A 25,438-nucleotide genomic window follows, 5' to 3' on the forward strand; every position below is an offset into this window, starting at 1 on the left:
CAGAAACCTAAAACAAATGAAAAAGAGCCTAACCCTTGTTGTATTTTTATTAATTACGATTACAACCTACGCACAACAAGTAGGAATCGATTTATATGCAGCTGGATTTAACAATCCTGTTGGCATAAAGCACGCCAATGATAATCGCTTATTCATTGTTGAAAAAGCAGGTGTTATTAAAATTATCAATGCACAACAAACCGTTAACTCCACACCGTTTTTGGATATAAACAGTTTAGTGAGTAATAGCGGTGGTGAACGTGGATTATTAGGATTAGCTTTTCACCCCGATTATGCAACCAACGGCTATTTTTACGTTAATTATATAAATAACGCTGGCGATACCGTTATTTCGCGATTTACCACTAACCCAGCAAATAGCGACATGGCCAATATTAATTCAGAAGTTATATTCATGACCATTAGCCAACCTTTTGGCAACCACAATGGCGGCGATTTAGCATTCGGTGAAGACGGTTTTTTATACATTGCTTCGGGTGATGGTGGTTCTGGTGGCGACCCTGGCAATCGCTCGCAAGATTTAACAACGCTGTTAGGAAAACTTTTACGCATTGATGTTAACAATGCAAGCAATGGGTTAAACTATGCTATTCCCGCAGACAACCCTTTTATTTCTGATTCCAACGCTTTAGACGAAATTTGGGCTTACGGACTACGTAACCCTTGGCGTTTTTCGTTTGATAGAACCAATAACGAGTTGTGGATTGCCGATGTTGGCCAAAGTGAAATTGAAGAAATTAACAAAGTAAGCACCACAGAGAGCGGAATTAATTACGGATGGCGTTGTTATGAAGGAAATGCCCCCTATAATACAAGTGGTTGTGCCGATGCCTCCACCATGGTTTTTCCAGTTTCACAATACACCCATTCAAGTAGTGGCGAATTTAAATGCTCCATTACAGGTGGCTATAGCTATCAAGGCAGCCAATTTCCAGCGTTTGTAGACACCTACTTCTTTGCTGATTATTGTAGTGACGAAATTGGCACACTCATTTTTGAAAACAACACTTGGAACATGGCATTTACAACACCTTTTAACAACAAAGGTTGGACCACGTTTGGCGAAGATATGGCTGGCGAATTATACATTGCAGCTGCCAGTACTGGTGAAATTTTTAAAATAATAGATACTAATTTAAGTGTTGCCGAAAACAATTTAAAAACCATTAAAGTTTATCCCAATCCAGCAACAGACACTGGCCTTTTCAGCTTCTAATACGCTTTCAGAAGTTGTAATTTATGATGTTCATGGCAAGCGCATAAAAACCATTTCAAATATTAATAAACAACACGTTAATATTTCTGTTTCATCTATTAGCAGTGGTTTATATTTTATTGAAATAAGCGACTCCAATCAAAACATATCCACAAAAAAACTGATTATAGACTAATGACCACCAAACTCGGAAAATTATTTCTAATACCTACAACCCTTGGCGATACCAACCCATTAGATGTGTTACCAATTACTGTTAAAAACACCATAGAAGCCCTTGATATTTTTATTGTTGAAAATGAAAAAACAGCCAGACGCTTTATAAAAAGTATAGCTCCAGAAAAAAGTCAGCCGTCTTTACAATTGTTTTTACTTAATAAGTTTACCGAATTCACAGAGCTTCCAGAGTTTTTAAATCCGTGTTTGAAAGGTAAAAACGTAGGATTACTATCCGAAGCAGGTTGTCCTGCTGTTGCAGATCCTGGTGCAGATGTGGTTAAAATTGCGCATCAAAAAAACATTCAAGTTGTTCCTTTAGTTGGCCCTTCCTCTATAATTATGGCAGTTATGGGTTCTGGAATGAATGGCCAGAGTTTTGCTTTTAATGGCTATTTACCTATTGACAAACAAGAGCGCAAAGCTGAATTACAACGATTGGAACGTGTGTCATTTCAACAAAATCAATCGCAGTTGTTTATTGAAACACCTTATCGAAATAATGCCATGTTAGAAGATATTTGCAAGGTGCTCCATCCCGATACCGATGTTTGCATTGCCTGTGATATTACCTTACCAACTGAGTTCATTAAAACACAGTCTGTTCAAGCATGGAAAAAAAATAGTGCAGACCTACATAAAAGACCTGCACTATTTATAATTCACAAAAGTTGACATTTTTTAAGCTGTCAACTTTACTTTTGCTTTTCTATTTGGTTTTACTTTAGAAGTATCATATCCAGAAAACTTTTTTATATAATATTGGATAGACGTTCCGTATGCATCGGTAAAACCTTGTTCACCATAGCTTCTTAAGTACTTTTTCACATTTCCGGGACCAGCTAAATGCGCAGCCGCTAAAATTCCTGATTCAGTAATTAGAACACCATTAATGGTTTGCCCATTAAAACGTTTAATATCCTTTCTTAAAATCCACTTGTTACGTTCTGCATTGGCCACAAATGCCTTTTCTTGCATTTCCGGGTTTTTCAAGAAGTGAACTGGATTATGGATTCCAATCATTTTTAATGTTTCCTTGCCAAATTGGTACTTACCTAAATAACCAAAGGTATTTACTATAAAATAATCACCTCTAGATTCTTTAAAGCCTAAAGCCTCTTTAAACCCAACGAATGATTTTCCTAAAGTTGGTGAAAACGGTTTGTACGTTTTTTCTAACGGTAAGATGTGGTCAAATGACATTTCAGAAGTTTCAACAGTATTAAATGCTAAATCATTAACTGAATAATCATTTTCTGTTATGGTCTTGTTCGATGTAAACGAACCTACAATTAAGACACATATTATAAGTACTAGTACTAGATAATTTAAGATACTTTTTCTCATAATTTTTGAATTTTTTTAACTCATTTCCTTGAGGGAATGGGTTGTAAAATTTCAGCGTGCAAATATACAACTTTTTTTTAATATCTGACAATTAATCGATTAAGTGTTTCTAAAAGTAGATTCCGTGAAAGCGAATACCATTTTCTTCGTTGAACTCCATAGCTGGAAATGGTATTTTTATTGTGTTGAAAATATCAAAAACGGTCTTTAATATGTGAGAATTTGTTTTAATTCTAGTCAAGTCAACATCCAAACTTACATAAAATTGTCGAACCCTATTTTGGTTTTGGAACATGTCATTTACAGTTTCATTACTTCCGGTTAACATGCCTTCTGCACCATAACCAAATGCTACATTTATCCAAGTTGGAATTTTACTATGCTTGAAGAAGGAATGAATATTGAAACTTAACCAATAGGTCTGACCATTATAATCTTTTAAAAACTCTTCAGCCAAACCATTACCTAGTTTGTCCGGTCGTTGAGATGCGTATTGCGTTCTATGGAAGGAGTATTTCATGGTTATGCGTTGTTCATCCCACAATAATTCTTGACCTATAAACAATCCGGTTCCTGCTGCATTAGCTGCCATATCGCCCCAAGAAAATCCCCATTCGTCTGAAAAACCATCTAAAACTTCAACCGCTGTTAGAAATGTAAAACCTAAAGTACCACCATAAACAAGTTGATCTTTTTTACTAACACCACTCCAATTTAAAATATGAGCTCCTACTCTACCTAATTGATAAGCCGAATACACATGTCCCAATTTATCCATTTGTAACCATTCGCTATTATCATCTAGCGTATGAAAATTAGAACGCGGATAGTCCGCATACCATAACTGATTTAAAGCTAACAGAGAAACAGTTCCAAGCGCAGCTTCTGATATAATAACCGCATTTCGTCTTGGTTTATTTAAAGTATCGCTTGGTTTTAAAAAAGAATTGAGAGCTGATTGGGAAACACATGTCAAAGACATAAGTCCAAAAGCGATATGTAAAACTATGTGTTTCAAGCTTTATTGATAAATACCCTGTTTAGACAGATAACTATGATATTCACGTGCGTTTGCATTATGCTGACTTAAGGTTTTAGCAAATTTATGATAACCTAAGCGCTTGGCATCAGCAGCAAAATATAAATAACTATGTTTTTCGTAATTCAAAACGGCATCAATGGCAGAAATATCTGGCATGGTAACTAATCCAGGAGGTAATCCTGCATACATATATGTATTGTAAGGCGAATTGATTTCTTTATGTTTATTTAACACGCGCTTTATAATGGTGTTTTGATATTCTGGCAATTGGTATGCTGCATATTTTAAAGTTGGATCTGCCTGTAGTGGCATTTTAATTCGTAACCTATTAATATAAACACCTGCAACACGTGGTTGTTCTTCCGCTTGTTTGGATTCTTCATATACTATGGAGGCCAACGTCATTACATCATTTTGCGTTAAATTTAATGCTTTGGCTTTTGCTAATCTATTTTCGGTCCAAAACCGTTTGTATTCCGTTAGCATCCTATCCCGAAATTGTTCTGCGGATGTATTCCAAAAAAACTCATAACTATTAGGTAAATACATTCCTAACGCCGTTGCATTGGAAAAATTATTAGCTTTTAAAAACTCTGGGTCGCGCATGGCAGTAACTAAAGACACGCTATCTGCTTCTATTTGCATACTGACGCGGCCGGCTAAATCTTCCAAGGATTGCTGATTATTAAACGCCAAATTAAAGGGTAAGTTTTTACTGCGAATGGAATTTATAATATCATTATTGTTCATGCCTTTTTTAATTGCATAACGTCCAGCCTTAATATTCGTGGTGTATTTTTTCTGCTTGGCAAGTGCGTCAAAAGAACTTATATCCTTTAAAAGCGGCTGTAATTGTTCCCGTACTTCTGAATATGATGCATTGGTGGGAACATAAATATAAGCTTCATCATTATTAAAAGCCGTATTGGGTGAAAACATAGTGCTATACACAAAATACGCAAAGTAAGCCGCTACTAATAATCCGATAAGAGCAACAGCCCAAAGTATTTTTTTGATATACATTTAATTAAAAATTCGTTGTAAGAAATATTCGTTTTTATAGGAACCGTTTACATAATTCCAATCTTTTTTTAATCCTATTTTTATAAATCCGTTGCTTTCAAACAGATTTAAACTCATAATATTGTCTTCTGAAATATTACAAAACAGCTGATGTAAATCTAAATGCGTTTTTGCATACGACATTAATAGTTTTAAAGCTTCATTTCCAAAACCTTGTTGCCGATCCGATTTACTATAAATAAGAATACCAATACCAGCACGTTTATTTTTGAAATCGCAATCAAATAAATCTATCAACCCAATGGATTCATGATTTTCATTCGCGATTACTAATCGTAACTGTTTTACTTCATAAATATCTTTATGAGCGTTTTCAAGATATTGTTTTATTAAATATCGTGAATAAGGTGTTTGTGTACTGCTTAACTCCCAAATGGATTCGTCATTCTCAATGGTATAAATGAAATCCAAATCTTCTGGTTCCAATGCGCGCAAATACATATGTTTCCCTTGTAATGTTAACATTCTATTTCACCTTTAAAAACTTGCGTTGCTGGACCAATAAGCCAAATATTCTGATATTTAGAATCGTTTTTATCAAAAGAAACTTGTAGTTCACCACCTTCCGTTTCTAACGAAATGAGGTTCTTTTCCGTTTCACCAATGGCGTGCATGGCCAATGCCACAGCTGTTACACCCGTACCACAGGATAAGGTTTCATCTTCTACACCACGTTCGTATGTTCGAACAGAAAAATTAGTCTCTGAATTTTTTACAACAAAATTTACATTCGTTCCTAATTCATTATAAGGCTCCCCATATCTAATGTTTGAACCTATCTTTTTAATATCGATATTTTTTAAATCAGTGGTTAGCTGCACATGGTGTGGCGACCCTGTATTTAAAAACACATGGGTATCAAATATATTTATATGTGGGACATCTTGCATTTGAAGTTTTACCAAATCTGCTTCAATTATGGCATCATGTTTACCATCAACCGCCATAAATTGTGTGTCTTTTTTAATAATACCTAAAAATTTAGCAAAGGCTACAAGACAACGCCCGCCATTTCCACACATAGAGCTTTCGTTTCCATCAGAATTGTAATACACCATTTTAAAATCTAATGTATCGTGATTCTCCAACAAAATTAATCCGTCAGCTCCTATGCCAAAACGTCTGTCGCATAGCTTTTTAATGGCTTTGGTATTGTTTTTGTCAAATATAAGTTGACGGTTGTCAATCATGACAAAATCGTTACCTGTTCCTTGATATTTATAAAATGTATAAATCATAAGCAGGGCAAATATATGAATTAAAGGTGGTTTTTTTCTATGTTAATTAGGCGTTAAAGTCGACGTTAAAAAAAGTTAAACTTGAAAAAGCCATTCAATAATAAATTAATTTTAATCGTTATTCATTTAATTAAAACAATTATAGATTATGAAAAAGATTTTAACGCTTGTATTTGTTTCCGTATTAGGTGGTGCCTTAACTTTATCCGCTTATAAAGTATTTTTAGAACCAGAAGCTTCTATAACGACTACTGAACCGCAACAAGAGCAAACTACTTATCTGCCAACAAGTTTTAATAATACCAATTTATTAAATTCGGCAAGTGTTCCCAATTTTGTAAATGCTGCAGAAGAAACCGTGCATGCCGTTGTGCACGTGAAAAACACAGCTGTTGTTTCGGCACCCACAACCATGCAAGATTACTTTTATGGTAGACGTTCACAAAAAGCACAAGTAGGAACTGGAAGTGGTGTTATTATTAATAAAAACGGATATATTATTACCAATAATCACGTTATTGCTGGTGCCAAAGAACTATCTATTACTACCAACGACAATAAGATTTATCAAGCCACTTTAATAGGAACTGACCCAAAAACGGATATCGCGCTATTAAAAATTGAAGCGGATGAAGATTTACCATATATTACATTTGGCGACTCCGATATGGCTAAAATTGGCGAATGGGTACTAGCAGTGGGTAATCCATTTAATTTAACATCAACGGTTACGGCTGGGATTATTTCGGCAAAATCACGCGATTTATCCGGTCAAAATTACCAATCATTCATCCAAACTGATGCGGCCGTAAATCCAGGAAACTCGGGAGGTGCTTTGGTTAATAGTAATGGTGAGTTAATTGGTATAAACACTGCAATTAGTTCACAAACAGGCTCCTATATTGGCTATTCGTTTGCTGTTCCTAGCAATATTGCACGAAAAGTGGTAGAAGATATAATGGAATTTGGTATTGTTCAAAATGGCATTTTGGGCGTTAGTGGTATTAGTTTAAATGGAAAATCGTCTGAAGAATTGGACGTTAATTTAACGGAAGGATTTTATGTAGGTGCTGTTGAAGCACAATCAGGCGCCGAGCAAGCTGGAATTAAAAAAGGCGACATTATAACTAAAATAGACAATGTAAGGATTTCAAAATTTGCCGATTTAACAGGTTATTTAAGCACCAAACGTCCTGATGATGTTGTGAATGTAATGGTTTTAAGAGACAATTCGGAAAAAGCTATTCCAGTAACCTTATCGAAATTTGAGATTTTAACTACTGAATTTTTAGATATTCAAGTAAAAAATATTTCAAAAGACATTAAAGAGCAATACCAAATAGATCATGGTGTGTTGGTAACCAAAAGCGATAATTACTGGCTATATCAAAAAATTGGATTGAATAAAGGCTATATTATTACGGATATAAATGATATTCAAATTAATAGTATTGACGATATTTCTATCTTAAAAAAGAAATATGGAAATGCTTTAGATAAGAATATCGAAAAAATAAGCATTATAAATACACGCGGCCAAAAGCAAAGTTTTATTTTCAGGTAACAGGCTGCAAACCAAAAAAATCCCTTTAACATTTATATATGTTTTAGGGATTTTTTTATATAAAATACACGATAAAAACGGTTGAAATGTACTATTTTTGCACGCAGATTCAAGAGCCTTAAAAACAGCTTGGATAGATAAAAATTAACAACACACTAAAATTATTACACAATGAGTTTTAACGAGACTTATGAAAGCGAATTAGCATTTCAAGCCGATAGACGAAGAGCTACGGTAGAATTTATTAAAATTATTAGCGATCTTTGGTATGACAAATCTATCGAGCTGGTCCTGTTTAGAAATCAATTAATTGACCGCAACGTCAGTGAAATTCTAAATTTACACGAATATGCAGGCGAATTTGTTCAAAAACCAATTTCAATTTTCGATTCTGTTGAAATAGCGCAAGCTATTAAAACATTAGATTTACCACCTGCCAAGTTGGACATTGGTAAACTAACCTATGAATACCATTTAGAAGAAAAGAAATTTAGTAATGCTTTAGCCTTTGTTGCTGATAGATTACAAGGCGCTAAAACCGAACACCCTATCCAACCAAAAGACGTTGTTCTTTATGGTTTTGGACGTATTGGTCGTTTAGTGGCACGTGAATTAATGACAAAAACAGGTAAAGGTAGTCAGTTGCGTTTACGAGCTATTGTTACTCGTGGAAAAATAGATAAAACGGTTTTAGAAAAAAGAGCTTCTTTATTACGCAATGATTCTGTTCATGGTGATTTTTCGGGAACTGTTGTTGCCGATCTTGACAACAATGCGTTGATTATTAATGGCACTACGGTTAACATCATTTCAGCCAATGCGCCAGAAGATATAGATTACACAAAATATGGTATCAATAATGCATTAGTTATAGACAACACAGGTGCATTTAGAGACCATGAAGCCTTAAGTAGACATTTAAAATCTAAAGGAGCAGAGAAAGTATTACTTACAGCACCAGGTAAAGGTGTCCCTAATATTGTTCATGGTGTCAATCACGAAGAGCACAATCCAGATACAGTACATATCTTTTCTGCCGCATCGTGTACAACCAATGCCATTACACCAATTTTAAAGGCTATTGAAGATACATTCGGCGTAAGAAGTGGTCATTTAGAAACCATTCACGCCTATACAAACGATCAGAATTTAGTAGATAACTTCCATAATAAATACCGTCGTGGTCGCGCTGCAGCATTAAACATGGTTATTACAGAAACTGGTGCAGGAAGTGCTGTTTCAAAAGCATTACCAAGTTTAGAAGGTAAGTTAACCTCTAACGCTATTCGTGTACCTGTGCCTAATGGTTCTTTAGCCATTTTAAATTTGGATTTAGAAAAAGCCACTTCAATGGAAGCCATTAATGCCACTTTAAAGAAATATGCTTTAGAAGGTAATTTAGTGGAACAAATAAAGTACGAATTAAGTGATGAGTTAGTTTCTAGCGATATAGTTGGAAGTTCTGCACCCGCCATTTTTGATAGTAAGGCAACTATAGTCCGTCCTGATGGAAAAAATGCAGTACTATATATATGGTATGATAACGAATATGGCTACAGCCATCAAGTTATTAGATTAGCAAAATATATTGCCAAAGTAAGACGCTTTACATACTACTAATCTAAAAAGTATTTGAAATTAAAATCTCGCTTTATTTAAGCGAGATTTTTTTTTGAAAAAAAACGCAAGTTCAACATCTAAATTATAAAGCTATTCGTATATAATTCAGCCTCCATACGTGAGGCTTTTTGAGTATTGTGTTTTATACTAAACATATTTTCTTATTTTAGCAACTATATTTCTTTACAACTACAAAATGAACAGTCTTAAAAAATTTCTATTATTTTTATTTATAGCAAGTTACACCTCAATAAATGCACAGGATGCAACAGAAACCGATGACCAATTATCTTTAGAAAGCGGTACCATAGATAGCCAATTTGAGTACGTCATTCAACGTTCTAACAATTATCAAGATTATAAAGTAGTTAAAAAGAACTGGTTATATACCTTGAAAGCACATACATTAGATTCCTTAAAATCTATCCATTCCGAATTAGCCACAGCCGAAGGAACTATTTCTAATCAGAATAGTGAAATAGCAAGCTTAAAAAGCAGTCTAAAAAACACCGAAGACACCTTAAATAAAACGACCAACGAAAAAAATAACATGGAGTTATTTGGTTTACAAATGACCAAGCCCAATTATAATATTCTCATGTGGTCCATTGTTGGTTTATTACTAGCACTATTACTCCTATTTATCTACAAGTTTAAAAATAGCAATGCCATAACTCGTGAAGCTCAAAAAAACCTTTCCGAAACAGAAGATGAATTTGATGAACACAGACGCACAGCATTAGAGCGTGAGCAAAAAGTAAGACGCCAACTTCAAGATGAACTCAATAAACAAAAAGGAATTAATTAAAAAATTCTTTTTTTCAATTCAATATAAAAAAATCTACAACTTGCGTTCGTAGATTTTTTTGCTTTTAAGATTTAGTTGATTTATCAATCTATAAAAATTCAGAATCCCAAAACATTTCAAGTATATTTGCAGCTCAAAACAGCCATCATGCGTATCGATATTATTACCGTTTTACCAGAATTGTTAAAGAGCCCGTTTGAAGCTTCTATTTTAAAACGTGCTATTGACGCGAACTTGGTAGAAGTGCATTTCCACAATTTACGTGATTATACAACCGATAATTATAAAACTATAGACGACTACCAATTTGGCGGCGGAGCCGGCATGGTTATGATGATTGAACCGATTGATAAATGCATTTCGCAATTACAATCTGAACGCAATTATGATGAGGTTATTTATATGACACCCGATGGCGACACCTTAAATCAAGGTATTGCTAACCAAATTTCATTAAAAGAAAACATTATAATTTTGTGTGGCCATTATAAAGGAGTAGATCAACGCGTTCGCGATCATTTTATTACACGCGAAATCTCCATAGGCGATTATGTGCTTTCTGGAGGAGAATTAGGTGCGGCTGTATTATGTGATGCTATTATTCGTTTAATCCCGGGAGTTTTAGGAAATGAGACATCGGCGCTTACCGATTCGTTTCAGGATAATCTATTAGCACCACCAATTTACACACGACCTCGGGAATACAAAGGATGGAAAGTACCCGAATTATTGTTTAGCGGTAACTTTCCAAAAATTGAAAAATGGCGGGAAGAGCAAGCATACGAGCGTACGAAAACGCGAAGACCCGATTTATTAGACGAAAAATAAAGGCTAATTTTTCATCGTTTAAAAAGTGAAATTATTAATTGCAAGTTATTTATAATTAGTTATCTTTGCAGCCAATTTCGAGTTAACCTCTGGCGATAATCGTGAATGTTGTTTCGGATTAATTAAGATAAAAATAAAAGATATGGAATCTTTAATCAAATTTGTACAACAAGAGTTTGTACCTAAAAAAGATTTTCCAGAGTTTAGTGCTGGAGACACAATTACAGTTTATTACGAAATTAGAGAAGGCGAAAAAGTACGTACACAGTTCTTTAGAGGTGTTGTTATTCAAAAGAGAGGAACAGGTTCTTCTGAAACATTTACAATCAGAAAAATGTCTGGAACTATTGGTGTAGAGCGTATTTTCCCAATCAATATGCCAGCTTTACAAAAAGTTGAAGTTAACAAACGTGGTAAAGTACGTCGTGCACGTATCTACTACTTTAGAGGCTTAACTGGTAAGAAAGCTAGAATCAAAGAAAGTATGAAACGTTAATACTTTGTTGATAACGTTGGAAAGCCCTGTAAAAACAGGGCTTTTTTTATTAACAAAAGTTAATAACTCCAGTTTATAAGTTGTTGATATCTAAAACCTTAAAAGTTTTTAAAAACAAGAATCTCGCCTTATATTAGTACAAGAATTAAAAGACAACCAAGTTGGTTTTGTATTAAAAAAACAAATTTATTTTTATTTCAATAAAGATACGTTCTTTAAATCTTATTGTTTTTTGAGGTTTTGCGGTAAACACGTTTACGTGTGTAACTAAAAAATCATGATACTTTTTAAAACGCTAAATGTATTTGCAGTTAGTAGTGATAAAAGTTGAAAGTTTTTAATTGTCTTTTAGAAACGAAAGTGAGAATTAGACTAGAAAACAATGTTTTGAGTCTTTGTAGTTCATGTAAATGAATCTCAACACAGACAAAACATCAAGAAAAACAGTAAATCGAGACATTTTTGCAACAGGTCAATACATTTTGAAAGTTGCGTTTAGAAATGTTTCCCTTGGAAATAGTAATCCTTGAATTGAAACATGTAGATAATTTCTACATCCTGTAATTGTAAGATTGCATAGATCATGTTCAGCTATTTCAAAGAAAGCCATGTCAAACCAGACGTTCGTCTGATATGATATGGCTTTTGTTTTTTAATAAACCGTTATTTTAAGTAGTTTTGAGCTGAAAAAAGTAAACAACAATGAATCTGCCCTACATCTGCGATCAAACCTTTAAAAAACAAACTTACACCCAGGAGCCTCTTGCCAAGGGTGAATATGATAATTGTCAATTTATAGATTGTGATTTTTCAGATGCATTTCTATCCTATTTATCATTTACAGAATGTGAGTTTCTTAACTGTAATTTAAGTTCTACCAAAGTTAAGGATGCCACATTTAAAGATGTAATATTTACCGATTGCAAAATACTTGGTGTACTTTTTAATACATGTAATCCTTTTTTAATGTCTTTTTCTTTTAAAAACTGCCTATTAAATCTATCTGCATTTAATAATCTGAAATTAAAAAATACCCAATTCCATACCTGCTCATTAAAACAAACAGATTTTTCTGATACAGATCTCTCCTACGCCAGTTTTTTAGACTGCAATTTGGACCAGGCTATTTTCTATAAATCAAACCTAACACATGCCGATTTTTCAACATCTCAAAACATTACAATGAGTCCTGAATTCAATACTTTAAAATCAGCTAAATTTTCGAAAGAAAATGTACTAGGCCTATTAAAATCTTACCAACTTATTATAGAATAATATACTGTGTAATTATACTTTATGGCATGCACAATTGGGTTTTTTATGATTTTTTTAAGACTACTAAATTAAACTTAAAGATAGTTTTGTTGTCTAACAACCGCAACCAACCCATTTCAAATGCGAAATATCATACTTTCAATTTTAGGAGTCTTACTTATATTAGGCTCTTTTTTTATTGCCAAACATTTAATAGACAGCAAAACAAAACCCAAACCGGTTATAGAAAAAGTTATAAAAACGGTCTACACAGACACCGTTAAAAACTCCACTATTCCTATTTTAATTCCCGCTAATGGCAGTTTAGTGGCCAAGCAGCGTGTGGAATTATATGCTGAAGTTCAAGGAATTTTTAAACCTGGAAGCAAACTATTTAAACCAGGCCAATACTATAAAAAAGGCGAAACACTCATTAAGATTGATGCATCTGAATACTATGCTAGTGTACAATCGGCAAAAAGTAACCTTTACAATACAATTGCAGCTATTATGCCTGATTTACGATTAGATTTCCCTAACATGTTTCAGAAATGGCAAACGTATTTAAATAGTTTCGATTTAAATAAAACCACCCCAAAACTTCCTGAAATGACATCAGATAAAGAAAATTATTTCATTACAGGCCGTGGTATTGTGTCCAATTATTACAATGTTAAAAATTTAGAACAGCGTTTAGCAAAGTATAATATCTCAGCGCCCTTTAATGGTATTCTCACGGAAGCCCTAATTACGGAAGGTGCCTTAATTAGAATTGGACAAAAACTAGGTGAATATATTGATCCTACCGTTTATGAAATGGAAATAGCTTTGAGTAAATCCTACGCCAGCCTTTTAAAGGTAAACGAAGACGTTGAATTACAAAACATAGAACATACCGAGCGTTATAAAGGAAAAATTTCCAGAGTTAATGGAAGTATTGATGCAGCAACACAAACCATTACGGCGTATATTGAAGTGGAAAATGAACAACTTAAAGAAGGGATGTATCTAGAAGCAAGCTTGAATGCTAAAAAAGAGGAAATTGCCATAGAAATAAATAGAAACTTAATGTTAGATGGAAATCAGATTTTTATAGTTAAGGATAACACCCTAGATATACTAAATGTTACACCTGTTTTCTTTTCGGAAACAACCGTTGTTTTAAAAAATGTTCCAAATGGTACCGTTATTTTAAACAAACCAGTTCCAGGTGCCTACGCCGGAATGCTTGTAAAGCCATTTACTGAAAATAAAACTTCAAGGGATAGCCAATAAATTATGAGAAAAATAATTACGTATTTTATTCGGTATCATGTAGCTGTTAATGTCTTCATTATAGCTTTTTTTGCATTTGGTATATTAGGGATTATGTCTTTGAAATCGTCATTTTTCCCCCTTGTCGAATCTAAAATAATCAACATAAACATTATCTATCCTGGCGCTTCGCCTCAAGAAATAGAGGAAGGTATTGTGCTGCAAATTGAAGATAATCTTAAAGGATTAAAAGGCATAGATCGCGTTACTTCCACCTCCAGAGAAAATAGTGGAACGATTACTGTTGAAATTGAAAAAGGTGAAAATATTGACTTCATGTTATTAGAAGTTAAAAACGCCGTGGATCGTGTACCTTCTTTTCCAACCGGCATGGAACCATTGGTTGTTTCGAAACAAGAAGCCATTCGGGAAACCATATCTTTTGCTTTAAGTGGAAATAATGTACCGTTAGTAACCTTAAAACAAATAGGGAGACAGGTTGAGAATGATTTACGAGCTATTGATGGTATTTCGCAAGTAACTGTTACTGGGTATCCAGAAGAAGAAATAGAAATTGCCGTAAATGAAAACAACCTATTAGCATATAATCTAACATTTTCCGATGTTGCAAAGGCAGTAGCTTCATCTAATATTCTAATTACTGGAGGAAATATAAAAACGGATGCCGAGGAGTATCTTATTCGCGCCAACAACCGTTCCTATTATGGCGACGAACTTTCAAACATTGTTGTAAAAGCAACACAAGATGGGAAAACGGTTCGCTTAAAGGACGTGGCAATTATAAGAGATCGTTTTTCGGAAACACCAAATGCTACTTTTTTCAATAAAAATTTATCGGTAAATATTTCTGTAACTAGTACAAATAATGAAGATCTTATGTCTTCTGCCGAAAAAGTTAAGGTTTATATAGATGAGTACAATCAAAAACATGAAAATGTCCGGTTAGACATCGTTAGAGATTTATCCATTACATTAAACCAACGAACCAAGCTTTTATCTGAAAACGCCATGATTGGTATGTTTTTAGTTTTAATTTTTCTGTCCTTATTTTTAAACACAAGATTGGCCTTTTGGGTGGCATTTGGACTCCCTCTTTCATTTTTAGGAATGTTCATTTTTGCGGGACAATTTGATGTTACTATAAACGTACTGTCACTTTTTGGAATGATTATCGTTATTGGTATTTTAGTTGATGATGCCATCGTAATTGCAGAAAACATTTATCAGCATTACGAAAAAGGGAAAACACCAATCCAAGCAGCTATTGATGGAACCATGGAAGTTATACCTCCCGTTGTATCGGCTATTATAACCACAATCCTAGCTTTTTCATTATTTCTGTTTTTAGACAGTCGAATTGGTGAATTTTTCAGCGAAGTTGCCGTTGTCGTTATTTTAACATTAGTCGTTTCTTTAGTAGAGGCTTTAATAATTCTACCCGCGCATTTAGCCCATTCTAAAGCCTTAAGAAAAGAAACTCCTCAAGAAAACCCTTCAAAAACAAAACAGTTTTTTGCCAAAATGCGTGGCATCAATGCTTTCGGAGATCGAATCATGAGGTTTTTAAGAGACAAAGTCTATTCGCCAGCATTATCATTTGTTTTAAAATTTAAAATCTTGTCTTTAGGGATTTTTGTGGCTCTTTTAGTTTTAACATTCGGCGCTATAGGTGGCGGTGTTATTGGTGTTACAATTTTCCCATCCATAGCAAGTGACCGTATCTCCATTGAATTAGATATGCCCAACGGAACCAATGTAAAAATAACCGATTCTATTATTTCAATGATAGAAGAAAAGTCGTTTATAGTAAATAAAGAGTTCTCTGAAAAGTTTTTAAAAGATTCCGATAAAGAGCTTTTTGAAAATACCATACTAACCTTAAATAGTAGCTCCAGCGCACAATTGGTTATAAACATGTTACCTGGAGAAGAAAGGCCTGACGAAATCAACGCTTCCATGGTAGCAAATAGGCTACGTGAGTTAGTAGGTCCGGTAATTGGTACCGAACGATTGATTTATGGTTCTGGTGGAAATTTTGGTGGTAGTCCCGTTTCCGTAGCTCTACTAGGCAATAATATTGAGGAACTGAAAGCCGCTAAAGTGGAGTTAAAAAATATTTTAGAAGAAAACCCTTTACTCAAAGATATTGAAGACAATGATCCTGCTGGTATTAAGGAAATTAGACTTGAGTTAAAAGAGACCGCCTATTTAATAGGTTTGGACCTTAGCACAGTAATGGCACAAATTCGTGCTGGTTTTTTCGGTTCTCAAGTTCAACGTTTTCAAAGAGGTCAAGATGAGATTCGAGTATGGGTGCGTTATGATCGTCCCAATAGAGAATCTATCAACGATTTGGAGGATATGCGTATTGTAACGCCAACAGGCAGTCGTATTGCGTTAAAAGACATTGCAACCTATACTATTGTCCGTGGCGATGTTGCCATTAATCATTTAGATGGCAAACGAGAAATTAGAGTTTCGGCAGATTTAAAAGATCCAAGTACCAGTGTTACAGATATTCTTGATGAAATTAAGAGAACAACCATTCCAGAGTTACAATCTAAATATCCAACAATTTCTGCTGCCTTTGAAGGACAAAATCGGGAGGCCCAAAAGTTATCTTCATCTATTTCAAGTGCAGGAACTATCATTTTATTGCTTATTTATATTACCATTGCCTTTACTTTCAGAAGCTACAGTCAACCTTTATTATTGTTGCTATTAGTTCCATTTAGTTTAACCGCCGTAGCTTGGGGACATTGGCTGTTAGGCTTTCCGGTAAACGTATTATCCTTATTAGGTATAATTGCACTAATTGGAATAATGGTGAATGACGGGTTAGTTCTTATAGGCAAATTCAATACAAATTTAAAAAACGGCATGTCTTTCGATTTAGCCCTATCGGATGCTGGAAAGTCAAGGTTTAGAGCTATTTTCTTAACATCGGTAACTACCATAGCTGGTTTAGCACCTTTGTTATTAGAAAAAAGTAGACAAGCACAATTTTTGAAACCCATGGCAATATCAATTTCTTTCGGAATTGCCTATGCCACTATATTAACCTTATTAGTCTTACCCTTATTTCTATCATTTAATAATAGTATTAAGAAAAATGCTAAATGGTTATATTCTAATAAAGCCGTAACAAAAGAAGAAGTTGAACGCGCTATTAAAGAACAAAAAGAAGAAAATGAGCACTAAAAACGTCATAATATACAGTCTTTTATTATTGTCATTACCATTGTTTTCGCAGAGGATTTTAAATCCAGAAGATGCTTTTTCCATGGCTTTAGAGCATAATTATGGTATAAAAATCACCAATAACTCGTTAGAAATTGCCGAAAATAATACCAGTATCTTAAATTCTGGATATCTACCAACTGTAACGGGTAATGCTGGCGCTACATATAATTTAGATAATACGGAAGCCCAATTTGCTAATGGGGAATCTACTATTTTAAATGGTGCAGAAAGCTCGCGTTATAATGCATCGGTTAATTTAAATTATGTTGTTTTTGATGGCATGGGAAGACAGTATAATTATAAACGTTTGAAAGAAGAATATTTTTTATCGCAACTAGAGGCAAGAGAAACTATTGAAAACGTCATCATTCAACTATTTACTATTTATTACAATCTAGCTAAAACGTCAGAAAACACATTAGCTTTAGATCAAACTTTAAATATTTCAAAGGATAGATTATTAAGAGCGGAATATCAATTCGATTATGGTCAAAACACGAAGCTAGGTGTTTTAAATGCACAAGTGGATATTAATAATGATAGTATAAATCTTATAAATATTAGACAACAATTAAAAAATACAAAACGAGATTTAAATGTTGTAATCGGCAATCAAATTGCTGGGGACTTTGATGTTAAAACAGACCTTAAGTTTTTGTTAGATTTAGATAAGGATGAATTATTATCTAAAACAAAAGCAAATAATGTGGCGCTGTTGCAAGCAGAAAAAAATATTTCTATTGGCGAAATAGACATTAAAGCTCGAAAATCGCAATATTTACCTACAGTTGGATTAATTGGTTCCTATGGTTGGAATAAAAACAATAACAACGCAGCTTCTTTTGCAACAACAACTTTAAACACAGGTCTTTCAGGAGGTATTAATCTAGCTTGGGATTTATTTGATGGCGGAAGCACTATTACGCAAGTAAAAAACACCAAAATTAATTTAGACAATCAAAAATTGCAAAAAGAGCAACTAATCATCACCATTGAACGCGATTTTTATAATGCTTGGGAGGATTATCAAAATAAGCTAGTTATTTTTAATGTCCAACAAGATAATATTATTACTTCCGAAAATAATTTTAATCGAACTCAAGAAAAGTTTAAACTGGGACAAGCTACTTCTATTGAGTTTAGGCAAGCACAATTAAACCTTCGGAATGCGGAATTAAGCAGAAATCAAGCAAAATATGATGCCAAGCTTGCCGAACTAACCGTTTTACAAATAAGCGGAGACTTATTGAATGTTGAGTTTTAAATAACTTACAGTAACAATAGCTACTTAAGTAATACTAGCCATGCCGTATTGATAAAAATCAATCAGGATAAACCGCATAAAACTCCTATAAGATTTTGTATATTTGCGCTGTTAAATAACGTACCAAAACTAAAATATAATGACAAACTCTTCTACTATAATTTACACAAAAACAGATGAAGCACCAGCATTAGCAACGGCATCTTTTTTACCAATTATAAAGGCCTTTGCAAAACCATCTGGAATTACTATAGAAACAAAAGATATATCTTTGGCTGCTAGAATTTTAGCAAATTTTCCGGATTTTTTAACAGAAGACCAACGCGTTGACGATGCGCTTACCTTTTTAGGTGATTTAGTTAAAAGACCTGAAGCCAACATCATTAAATTACCAAATATTAGTGCCTCTGTTCCACAGTTAAATAGTGCTATAAAAGAGCTTCAAGATAAAGGTTATAAATTACCTAATTACCCGGAAGAAGTAAAAAATGATCAAGATAAAGACGTAAAGAGTCGTTATGATAAAATAAAAGGTAGTGCTGTAAACCCTATACTTCGCGAAGGTAACTCCGATCGTCGTGCGCCAAAGGCAGTAAAGAATTTTGCTAAAAAACATCCGCATTCTATGGGTGCTTGGAGTAAAGATTCAAAAACAAATGTTGCCACCATGAGTGAAGGTGATTTTGCACATAATGAAAAATCAGTAACCTTGGATGCGGCAACCAGCGTCAAAATAATTCATACAGATTTAAGTGGTACTAAAACAATTCTAAAAAATGATTTCCCATTATTAAAAGGCGAAATTATTGATGGAACGGTTTTAAGCAAAAAAGCACTTTTAAACTTTTTAGAAACTGAAATTGAAGACGCTAAAGCAACCAACGTATTGTTTTCATTACATATGAAAGCGACTATGATGAAGGTGAGTGATCCAATTATTTTTGGTCATGCTGTACGTGTTTTCTTTAAGGATGTATTTGCCAAATATCAAGACGATTTCAATAAAATAGGAGTCGATGTTAATAATGGTTTTGGAGATTTAATTCGTAACCTATCGGAATTACCAGATGCCAAACGAAAAGCTATTGAAGCTGATATTGAAGCAACTTTTAATAGTCGCCCAGATTTAGCCATGGTTAATAGCGATAAGGGTATTACCAATTTACATGTACCTAGTGATGTAATTATAGACGCATCCATGCCTGCTATGATTCGTACATCTGGAAAAATGTGGAATAAAAATGGCGAGCTTCAAGATACAAAAGCGGTAATTCCAGACAGTAGTTATGCAGGAATTTACTCGGCTACTATTGCTTTCTGTAAAGAACATGGCGCTTTTGATCCAACGACCATGGGAACCGTTCCAAATGTTGGGTTAATGGCTCAAAAAGCTGAAGAATACGGATCGCATGATAAAACATTCGAGATTGCTAGCAATGGTACAGTTACGGTTGTGGATTCAGATAATAAAGTTTTAATTGAGCACACCGTTGAAGCTGGAGATATATGGAGAATGTGTCAAGTAAAAGATGCTCCCATTCAGGACTGGGTTAAATTGGCTGTAAATCGTTCAAGAGCTTCGCAAACACCAGCCGTTTTTTGGTTAGACGATAAGCGCGCACATGATGCAGAATTAATTAAAAAAGTAAATACCTATTTAAAAGATCATGATACATCTGGTTTAGATATCAGAATACTATCACCAATTGAAGCGACTAATTTTACTTTAAAGCGTGTTAAAGCTGGAGAAGATACCATTTCAGTTTCTGGAAATGTATTACGTGATTATTTAACTGATTTATTTCCAATTTTAGAATTAGGAACAAGTGCTAAAATGTTATCTATTGTACCATTAATGAATGGTGGCGGCTTATTTGAAACCGGTGCTGGTGGTTCTGCTCCAAAACATGTAGAACAATTACTAGAAGAAAATCATTTACGATGGGATTCTTTAGGTGAATTTTTAGCTCTAGCTGTTTCTTTAGAGCATTTATCTGAAGTTACTAAAAATCCAAAAGCACTCATATTATCAGAAGCTTTGGATTTAGCAACGGAAAAACTTTTGGATAACAATCAGTCACCTTCTAGAAAAGTGGGCGAATTGGATAACAGAGGGAGCCATTTTTACCTGGCTAAATATTGGGCAGAAGCAATTGCAAACCAAGAAAAGGATATTTCAATGAAGAATACTTTTGGAGAAATAGCACTTTTGTTTAAGGCCGAAGAAAAAAACATTATTAACGAATTGAATAGTGTACAAGGAAAACAAGTCAGCATTGGTGGCTATTACGAACCAAATGATGATTTAACAAACAATATTATGCGCCCAAGTGAAACATTAAACAAAATATTACAAGCGTTATAATATTTCCAAACTTTATGAAAAAAGCTCCTTTTTAAGGGGCTTTTTTTTATACTTTTAATAAAAATTGACGGTAATGAACATACGTATATTCTGGTTAATTCTGATTTTTACATTCAGTATCAATTCTATTTGGTCTCAAAATAAATTCACTCTAAATGGTGTAATTTCAGATTCAGAAAGTAGCGAAACACTAATTGGTGTTAATATTTTAATTCCCGAACTAAAAACTGGAGCAACCACCAACGAATATGGCTTTTACTCCATAACCCTTCCTGAAGGCACATATCGCGTTGTAATTAGTTATTTAGGTTATAGTGAGGTTTTGGAAACCATAACCCTTTCTGAAAATATCACTAAAAATTTCACATTAACAGAATCCGTAGAAAGCTTAAATGAAGTCATTATCACCGAAAATGTAGAAAAACTCAATATAAGAAAACCCCAAATGAGTTTAAACGCTATGTCAGCCGGAACCATTAAAGAAATTCCTGTTGTGTTTGGTGAAGCAGATGTTATAAAAGCTATCACCTTACTTCCAGGGGTTACTACAGCTGGCGAAGGTGCTTCAGGTTTTAATGTACGTGGTGGTGCCGCGGACCAAAACTTAATACTTTTAGATGAAGCAACCATTTACAACTCATCACATTTATTCGGGTTTTTCTCTGTTTTTAATCCAGATGCCATAAAAGACTTAAAACTTTACAAAGGTGGTATTCCGGCAAGGTATGGTGGACGCGTTTCTTCCGTATTAGACATCTATCAAAAAGAAGGAAACAAAAATAAATTTCACATGAACGGTGGCATTGGTTTAATATCCAGTAGACTTTTAGCCGAAGGCCCAATTAATAAAGGAAAAGGTTCCTTTCTTTTAGGAGGTCGAGCTACGTATGCGCATTTGTTTTTACCCCTTTTTGATTTAGATAATAAAGCCTATTTCTACGATTTAAATACTAAAATTAGTTACAGATTGAACGATAATAATAACATCTATTTATCAGGATATTTTGGCCGTGATGTGTTGAGTTTTAGTGATAGTTTTGAAAACACGTATGGAAATACAGTTTTAAACTTTAGATGGAATCACTTATTTTCTGATAAAATATTTTCAAATTTATCTTTAATCTATTCGGATTATTACTACGGGTTAGATCTAAATTTTATAGGATTTAACTGGGATTCTGGTATTCGCAATTTTAATGTGAAATATGATTTCAAACATTATCTGAATAATAATATAACACTCCAATATGGACTAAACAGCATTTATCACAAATTTAATCCTGGAGAAATAAAACCATCATCAGAAGAATCGGGCATTAATCCAGATAAACTAATTGATAAATATGCTTTTGAAAATGCACTTTATTTAGATGTTGAGCAGAAATTATCCGAAAAGATTCAATTATCATACGGCTTGCGCTATAGTACATTTTTAAGACTAGGACAGGATGAATTAAATATGTATGCCAATAATGAGCCGGTCGTTTTTAACCAAGAGTTACAAATTTACGAAAAAGCAGAACCTATAGGCATTGAAAAGTACAAACGTAGTAAAGTTTTAAAATCATTTGGCAATTTCGAGCCACGTTTAGCCATTGCTTATCAATTGCAAAATAATTCATCTATCAAAGCAAGTTACAACCGTTTAAGTCAATATTTGCATCTATTATCTAATACGAGTTCACCGACGCCATTAGATATTTGGACGCCTAGCGGTATGTACACCGACCCACAAATACTAGATCAAGTAGCCCTAGGTTATTTCAGAAATTTTAAGAACGATGTATTTTCACTTGAGCTAGAAACATTTTATAAAACAGTAAAAAACAGAATAGATTATATTGATGGTGCAGATTTAATAGCGAATGATGCCATAGAACAAGTTATTTTAAATGGTGAAGCCAGAGCTTATGGCATGGAAATACTTTTCAGAAAAAATACCGGGCGTTTAAAAGGTTGGATTGCTTATACCTTATCAAAATCAGAACAAAGAACGCCTGGCAGAACTGAAAATGAACCAGGAATAAACAATGGCGCGTGGTATAAAACAGCCTATGATAAAACGCATGACATTTCTATTACCGCTAGTTATGATTTTACACAGAAATGGCGATTTAATGCTAATTTCATACTTCAAACAGGTCAACCCGTAACCTATCCCAATGCACAATATGAGTACAATGGCATTTCCATACCAAACTATGGCTTGCGTAATGAATTTCGATTACCATCCTATAACCGACTGGATTTATCTGCCACTTACATACCAAAACCAGAAAAATCATCGGGTTGGCAAGCTGAATGGGTCTTCGGAATTTATAACGTTTATAATAGATATAATGCGGCTTCTATTACCTTTTCAGAAAATAGAGACACCGGTGTAAATGAAGCAACACGATTATCAATTTTTGGTATCGTTCCATCGGTTACTTATAATTTTAAATTTTAATTCTATGAAGAACATTATCATTTTACTACTAATTAGTATTTCATTTTTTTCATGTGAAGATGTAATAGATGTAAATGTACCTAATTCTGAACCGAGATTAGTAATCGATGCTTCCATAAACTGGATAAAAGGAACTTCAGGTAATGAGCAGTCCATAAAACTTACTTTAACGGCTCCTTATTTTGATTCTTCAGTTCCTCCAGCTAATGATGCCGAGGTTTTTATTACTGATTCTAATAATAACGTTTTTATTTTTGTTGAAGATGGAAATACTGGTTTATATTTAAATTCAAATTTCACTCCTGTTTTAAATACAGACTATTACCTAACTATTAATTATAAAAATGAAATATATTCAGCTACTGAAACACTTTTAGCTGTACCAGAATTTGATTTTGTTGAACAAAATTTAGAAGGCGGAATTACTGGTGAAGAAACAGAAATTAAAGCATACTTTACAGACCCAGCTAACGAAGAAAATTATTACTTTTTTGAGTACATTCCAAGTATACCGGTAAATAAAACATTAGATACCTTTAAAGATGAATTTGTAAATGGAAATCAGATTTTTGGTTTCTATGTTGAAGAAGATTTAACCACTAACGATTCTGTTATCATAAGAAATTATGGTGTATCCGAACGGTTTTATGAATTTATGTTTATTTTATTGCAACAAACTGGTGCCGGAGGAGGTGGTCCGTTTGAAACACAACCTGCTACTGTTCGCGGGAATTGCATAAATACAACCAATCAAAATAATTATCCATTAGGATATTTCAGGTTATCTGAAGTGGCTGAAATTAATTATACCATTGAATAGAGCAAGTTCCATATTATAATTACAGATTATATTTTGTAATTTTGAAGCTATGGATTTTATAAAAACAACTGAAAAAGATTCAAATTACAACCACCTCGAAACGATGTCCGTATCTGCTATCTTAAAGCATATTAATACGGAAGATCAAACCGTACCTTTGGCGGTTGAAAGAGAACTGCCACAAATAGAAGCCTTAGTTTCGCAAATAGTTGAAAAACTAAAAATTGGAGGTCGACTTTTTTATATTGGTGCAGGAACAAGTGGTAGGTTAGGTATTTTAGATGCATCAGAATGTCCACCAACTTTTGGAGTTTCACACGATTTAGTGGTAGGGATTATTGCAGGTGGAGATAAAGCCATTCGAAAAGCTGTTGAAAATGCTGAAGATTCTAAAACTCAAGGTTGGGAAGACTTGCAAGCCTTTAATATATCATCTAAAGATATTGTCATTGGTATTGCAGCATCAGGAACCACCCCTTACGTTATTGCAGCATTGGAAATGTGTAATAAAAACCAAATCCTTACTGGCTGTATTACTTGTAATAAAAACAGTCCCCTATCTTTAGTTTCCAACTATCCTATTGAAGTTGTGGTAGGACCAGAATTTGTTACAGGAAGTTCTAGGATGAAAGCAGGTACAGTTCAAAAATTAGTTCTTAATATGATTACAACCACCACCATGATTCAACTGGGCCATGTTAAAGGAAATAAGATGGTCGATATGCAATTAAGTAATGTCAAATTGGTTGAACGCGGAATAAAGATGATTATGGAAGAACTCCAAATAGACTATGTAACGGCTCAACAATTATTAAACACATATAAAAATGTGAGAACAGCAATAAACAATTATACAAATGGAAACTGAAACAAAACACACGGATAAAGATGTTCTTTTAAAGGGTATTAAAAAAATGGGAGTATCATTATTATGCATGTTTTTAGGGCCTACTCTTTTATATATAGCATTTAGCAATCAAGAAAAAGCCTTATATATACCATTACTAATAGTGGGTATAATAATTTGTGGCCTTGCTATATTCTTTGCCTTTAAAGGATTAAAAACAATAATGGATAGTATGTTCAACTAATTTTAAATTACAATTTTATATCAATTATTTATAAAGCGCATGATGCGCTTTATTTTTTTGATTAAAACGAAACTTTATAAAACAAAAAAAATCCCGATTCAAGTATTGAATCGGGATTCTTAAAAAAGGCGGCGACCTACTCTCCCACGAGATGCAGTACCATCGGCGCTAACGGGCTTAACTACTCTGTTCGGAATG

General features: G+C 33.8%; 22 protein-coding genes and 1 rRNA gene. 17 read left to right on the forward strand and 6 right to left on the reverse strand.

The window, feature by feature from the left end; translation table 11 throughout:
- The first annotated feature begins 16 nt into the window (after nucleotides 1-16).
- The 3 genes from ACFPH8_RS11815 to ACFPH8_RS11825 are packed head-to-tail and all read left to right on the forward strand — an operon-like array spanning nucleotide 17 to nucleotide 2,128.
- A complete protein-coding gene (locus tag ACFPH8_RS11815) occupies nucleotides 17-1,237 on the forward strand; it encodes a PQQ-dependent sugar dehydrogenase (RefSeq protein ID WP_376861181.1) in 1,221 nt (406 codons plus the stop codon).
- A 43-nt stretch (nucleotides 1,238-1,280) separates the two neighbouring features.
- Nucleotides 1,281-1,412: a T9SS type A sorting domain-containing protein gene (locus ACFPH8_RS11820; RefSeq protein ID WP_376861236.1), complete on the forward strand. Its 132-nt coding sequence runs from the start codon at nucleotides 1,281-1,283 to the stop codon at nucleotides 1,410-1,412.
- Nucleotides 1,412-2,128 carry an SAM-dependent methyltransferase gene (locus tag ACFPH8_RS11825; protein ID WP_376861183.1) on the forward strand — a complete coding sequence of 239 codons (717 nt, stop codon included), beginning with the start codon at nucleotides 1,412-1,414 and terminating at the stop codon, nucleotides 2,126-2,128. Before ACFPH8_RS11820 ends, ACFPH8_RS11825 begins: the two co-directional genes overlap by 1 nt.
- A gap of 6 nt (nucleotides 2,129-2,134) precedes the next feature.
- On the opposite strand, the gene ACFPH8_RS11830 is transcribed toward ACFPH8_RS11825, so the two are convergent.
- The 5 genes from ACFPH8_RS11830 to dapF all read right to left on the reverse strand — a co-directional run bounded on the left by ACFPH8_RS11830 (nucleotide 2,135) and on the right by dapF (nucleotide 6,163).
- The gene (locus ACFPH8_RS11830) at nucleotides 2,135-2,800 is read right to left on the reverse strand and encodes a peptidoglycan-binding protein LysM (RefSeq protein WP_248398706.1); all 666 of its coding nucleotides are present in this window, start codon (nucleotides 2,798-2,800) and stop codon (nucleotides 2,135-2,137) included.
- A 109-nt stretch (nucleotides 2,801-2,909) separates the two neighbouring features.
- Nucleotides 2,910-3,818 (reverse strand): DUF2279 domain-containing protein, encoded by a 909-nt coding sequence (locus tag ACFPH8_RS11835; RefSeq protein WP_376861185.1) that lies wholly within the window; start codon nucleotides 3,816-3,818, stop codon nucleotides 2,910-2,912.
- 3 nt (nucleotides 3,819-3,821) lie between these two features.
- Nucleotides 3,822-4,865, reverse strand: coding sequence for an endolytic transglycosylase MltG (mltG, locus tag ACFPH8_RS11840; RefSeq protein ID WP_248398704.1), 1,044 nt, complete (start codon nucleotides 4,863-4,865; stop codon nucleotides 3,822-3,824).
- Entirely contained in the window at nucleotides 4,866-5,390 is a 525-nt protein-coding gene (locus ACFPH8_RS11845; RefSeq protein ID WP_376861188.1) for a GNAT family N-acetyltransferase, read from the reverse strand.
- Nucleotides 5,384-6,163: a diaminopimelate epimerase gene (dapF, locus tag ACFPH8_RS11850; RefSeq protein ID WP_376861190.1), complete on the reverse strand. Its 780-nt coding sequence runs from the start codon at nucleotides 6,161-6,163 to the stop codon at nucleotides 5,384-5,386. The genes ACFPH8_RS11845 and dapF overlap by 7 nt, the downstream gene beginning before the upstream one ends.
- Nucleotides 6,164-6,311: 148 nt before the next feature.
- On the opposite strand from dapF, the gene ACFPH8_RS11855 reads away from it, so the two are divergent.
- The 14 genes from ACFPH8_RS11855 (at nucleotide 6,312) to ACFPH8_RS11920 (ending at nucleotide 25,240) form a co-directional block, all read left to right on the forward strand.
- Complete coding sequence (locus ACFPH8_RS11855) at nucleotides 6,312-7,727, forward strand: trypsin-like peptidase domain-containing protein (RefSeq protein ID WP_376861192.1); 1,416 nt, start codon at nucleotides 6,312-6,314, stop codon at nucleotides 7,725-7,727.
- A gap of 171 nt (nucleotides 7,728-7,898) precedes the next feature.
- On the forward strand, nucleotides 7,899-9,347 hold the full coding sequence (locus ACFPH8_RS11860) for a glyceraldehyde-3-phosphate dehydrogenase (protein ID WP_376861194.1): 1,449 nt from the start codon (nucleotides 7,899-7,901) through the stop codon (nucleotides 9,345-9,347).
- Nucleotides 9,348-9,543: 196 nt separating this feature from the next.
- On the forward strand, nucleotides 9,544-10,155 hold the full coding sequence (locus tag ACFPH8_RS11865) for a tRNA (guanine-N1)-methyltransferase (protein ID WP_376861196.1): 612 nt from the start codon (nucleotides 9,544-9,546) through the stop codon (nucleotides 10,153-10,155).
- A 147-nt stretch (nucleotides 10,156-10,302) separates the two neighbouring features.
- Nucleotides 10,303-10,983, forward strand: a complete 681-nt coding sequence (trmD, locus tag ACFPH8_RS11870; RefSeq protein ID WP_376861198.1) for a tRNA (guanosine(37)-N1)-methyltransferase TrmD — start codon at nucleotides 10,303-10,305, stop codon at nucleotides 10,981-10,983.
- Between the two features lie 142 nt (nucleotides 10,984-11,125).
- Nucleotides 11,126-11,479 (forward strand): 50S ribosomal protein L19, encoded by a 354-nt coding sequence (gene rplS / locus ACFPH8_RS11875; protein ID WP_248398688.1) that lies wholly within the window; start codon nucleotides 11,126-11,128, stop codon nucleotides 11,477-11,479.
- 702 nt (nucleotides 11,480-12,181) lie between these two features.
- A complete protein-coding gene (locus ACFPH8_RS11880) occupies nucleotides 12,182-12,754 on the forward strand; it encodes a pentapeptide repeat-containing protein (RefSeq protein WP_376861201.1) in 573 nt (190 codons plus the stop codon).
- Nucleotides 12,755-12,874: 120 nt separating this feature from the next.
- A complete protein-coding gene (locus ACFPH8_RS11885; RefSeq protein ID WP_376861203.1) occupies nucleotides 12,875-14,008 on the forward strand; it encodes an efflux RND transporter periplasmic adaptor subunit in 1,134 nt (377 codons plus the stop codon).
- Nucleotides 14,009-14,011: 3 nt separating this feature from the next.
- On the forward strand, nucleotides 14,012-17,209 hold the full coding sequence (locus ACFPH8_RS11890; RefSeq protein WP_376861205.1) for an efflux RND transporter permease subunit: 3,198 nt from the start codon (nucleotides 14,012-14,014) through the stop codon (nucleotides 17,207-17,209).
- Nucleotides 17,199-18,515, forward strand: a complete 1,317-nt coding sequence (locus ACFPH8_RS11895) for a TolC family protein (protein ID WP_376861207.1) — start codon at nucleotides 17,199-17,201, stop codon at nucleotides 18,513-18,515. Before ACFPH8_RS11890 ends, ACFPH8_RS11895 begins: the two co-directional genes overlap by 11 nt.
- A gap of 139 nt (nucleotides 18,516-18,654) precedes the next feature.
- Nucleotides 18,655-20,880 (forward strand): NADP-dependent isocitrate dehydrogenase, encoded by a 2,226-nt coding sequence (locus ACFPH8_RS11900; RefSeq protein WP_376861209.1) that lies wholly within the window; start codon nucleotides 18,655-18,657, stop codon nucleotides 20,878-20,880.
- Between the two features lie 73 nt (nucleotides 20,881-20,953).
- Nucleotides 20,954-23,329, forward strand: coding sequence for a TonB-dependent receptor (locus ACFPH8_RS11905; RefSeq protein WP_376861211.1), 2,376 nt, complete (start codon nucleotides 20,954-20,956; stop codon nucleotides 23,327-23,329).
- Nucleotides 23,330-23,333: 4 nt separating this feature from the next.
- The gene (locus ACFPH8_RS11910) at nucleotides 23,334-24,149 is read left to right on the forward strand and encodes a DUF4249 domain-containing protein (RefSeq protein WP_376861213.1); all 816 of its coding nucleotides are present in this window, start codon (nucleotides 23,334-23,336) and stop codon (nucleotides 24,147-24,149) included.
- A gap of 49 nt (nucleotides 24,150-24,198) precedes the next feature.
- Nucleotides 24,199-25,017 carry an N-acetylmuramic acid 6-phosphate etherase gene (murQ, locus tag ACFPH8_RS11915; protein ID WP_376861215.1) on the forward strand — a complete coding sequence of 273 codons (819 nt, stop codon included), beginning with the start codon at nucleotides 24,199-24,201 and terminating at the stop codon, nucleotides 25,015-25,017.
- On the forward strand, nucleotides 25,007-25,240 hold the full coding sequence (locus ACFPH8_RS11920) for a DUF6095 family protein (RefSeq protein ID WP_248398666.1): 234 nt from the start codon (nucleotides 25,007-25,009) through the stop codon (nucleotides 25,238-25,240). The genes murQ and ACFPH8_RS11920 overlap by 11 nt, the downstream gene beginning before the upstream one ends.
- 123 nt (nucleotides 25,241-25,363) lie before the next feature.
- Here the strand turns inward: ACFPH8_RS11920 and rrf are convergent.
- A 5S ribosomal RNA gene (gene rrf, locus ACFPH8_RS15025) occupies nucleotides 25,364-25,438 on the reverse strand; the annotation flags it as partial.

Source organism: Bizionia hallyeonensis, from assembly GCF_042657385.1.
Lineage (GTDB): Bacteria > Bacteroidota > Bacteroidia > Flavobacteriales > Flavobacteriaceae > Algorimicrobium > Algorimicrobium hallyeonense.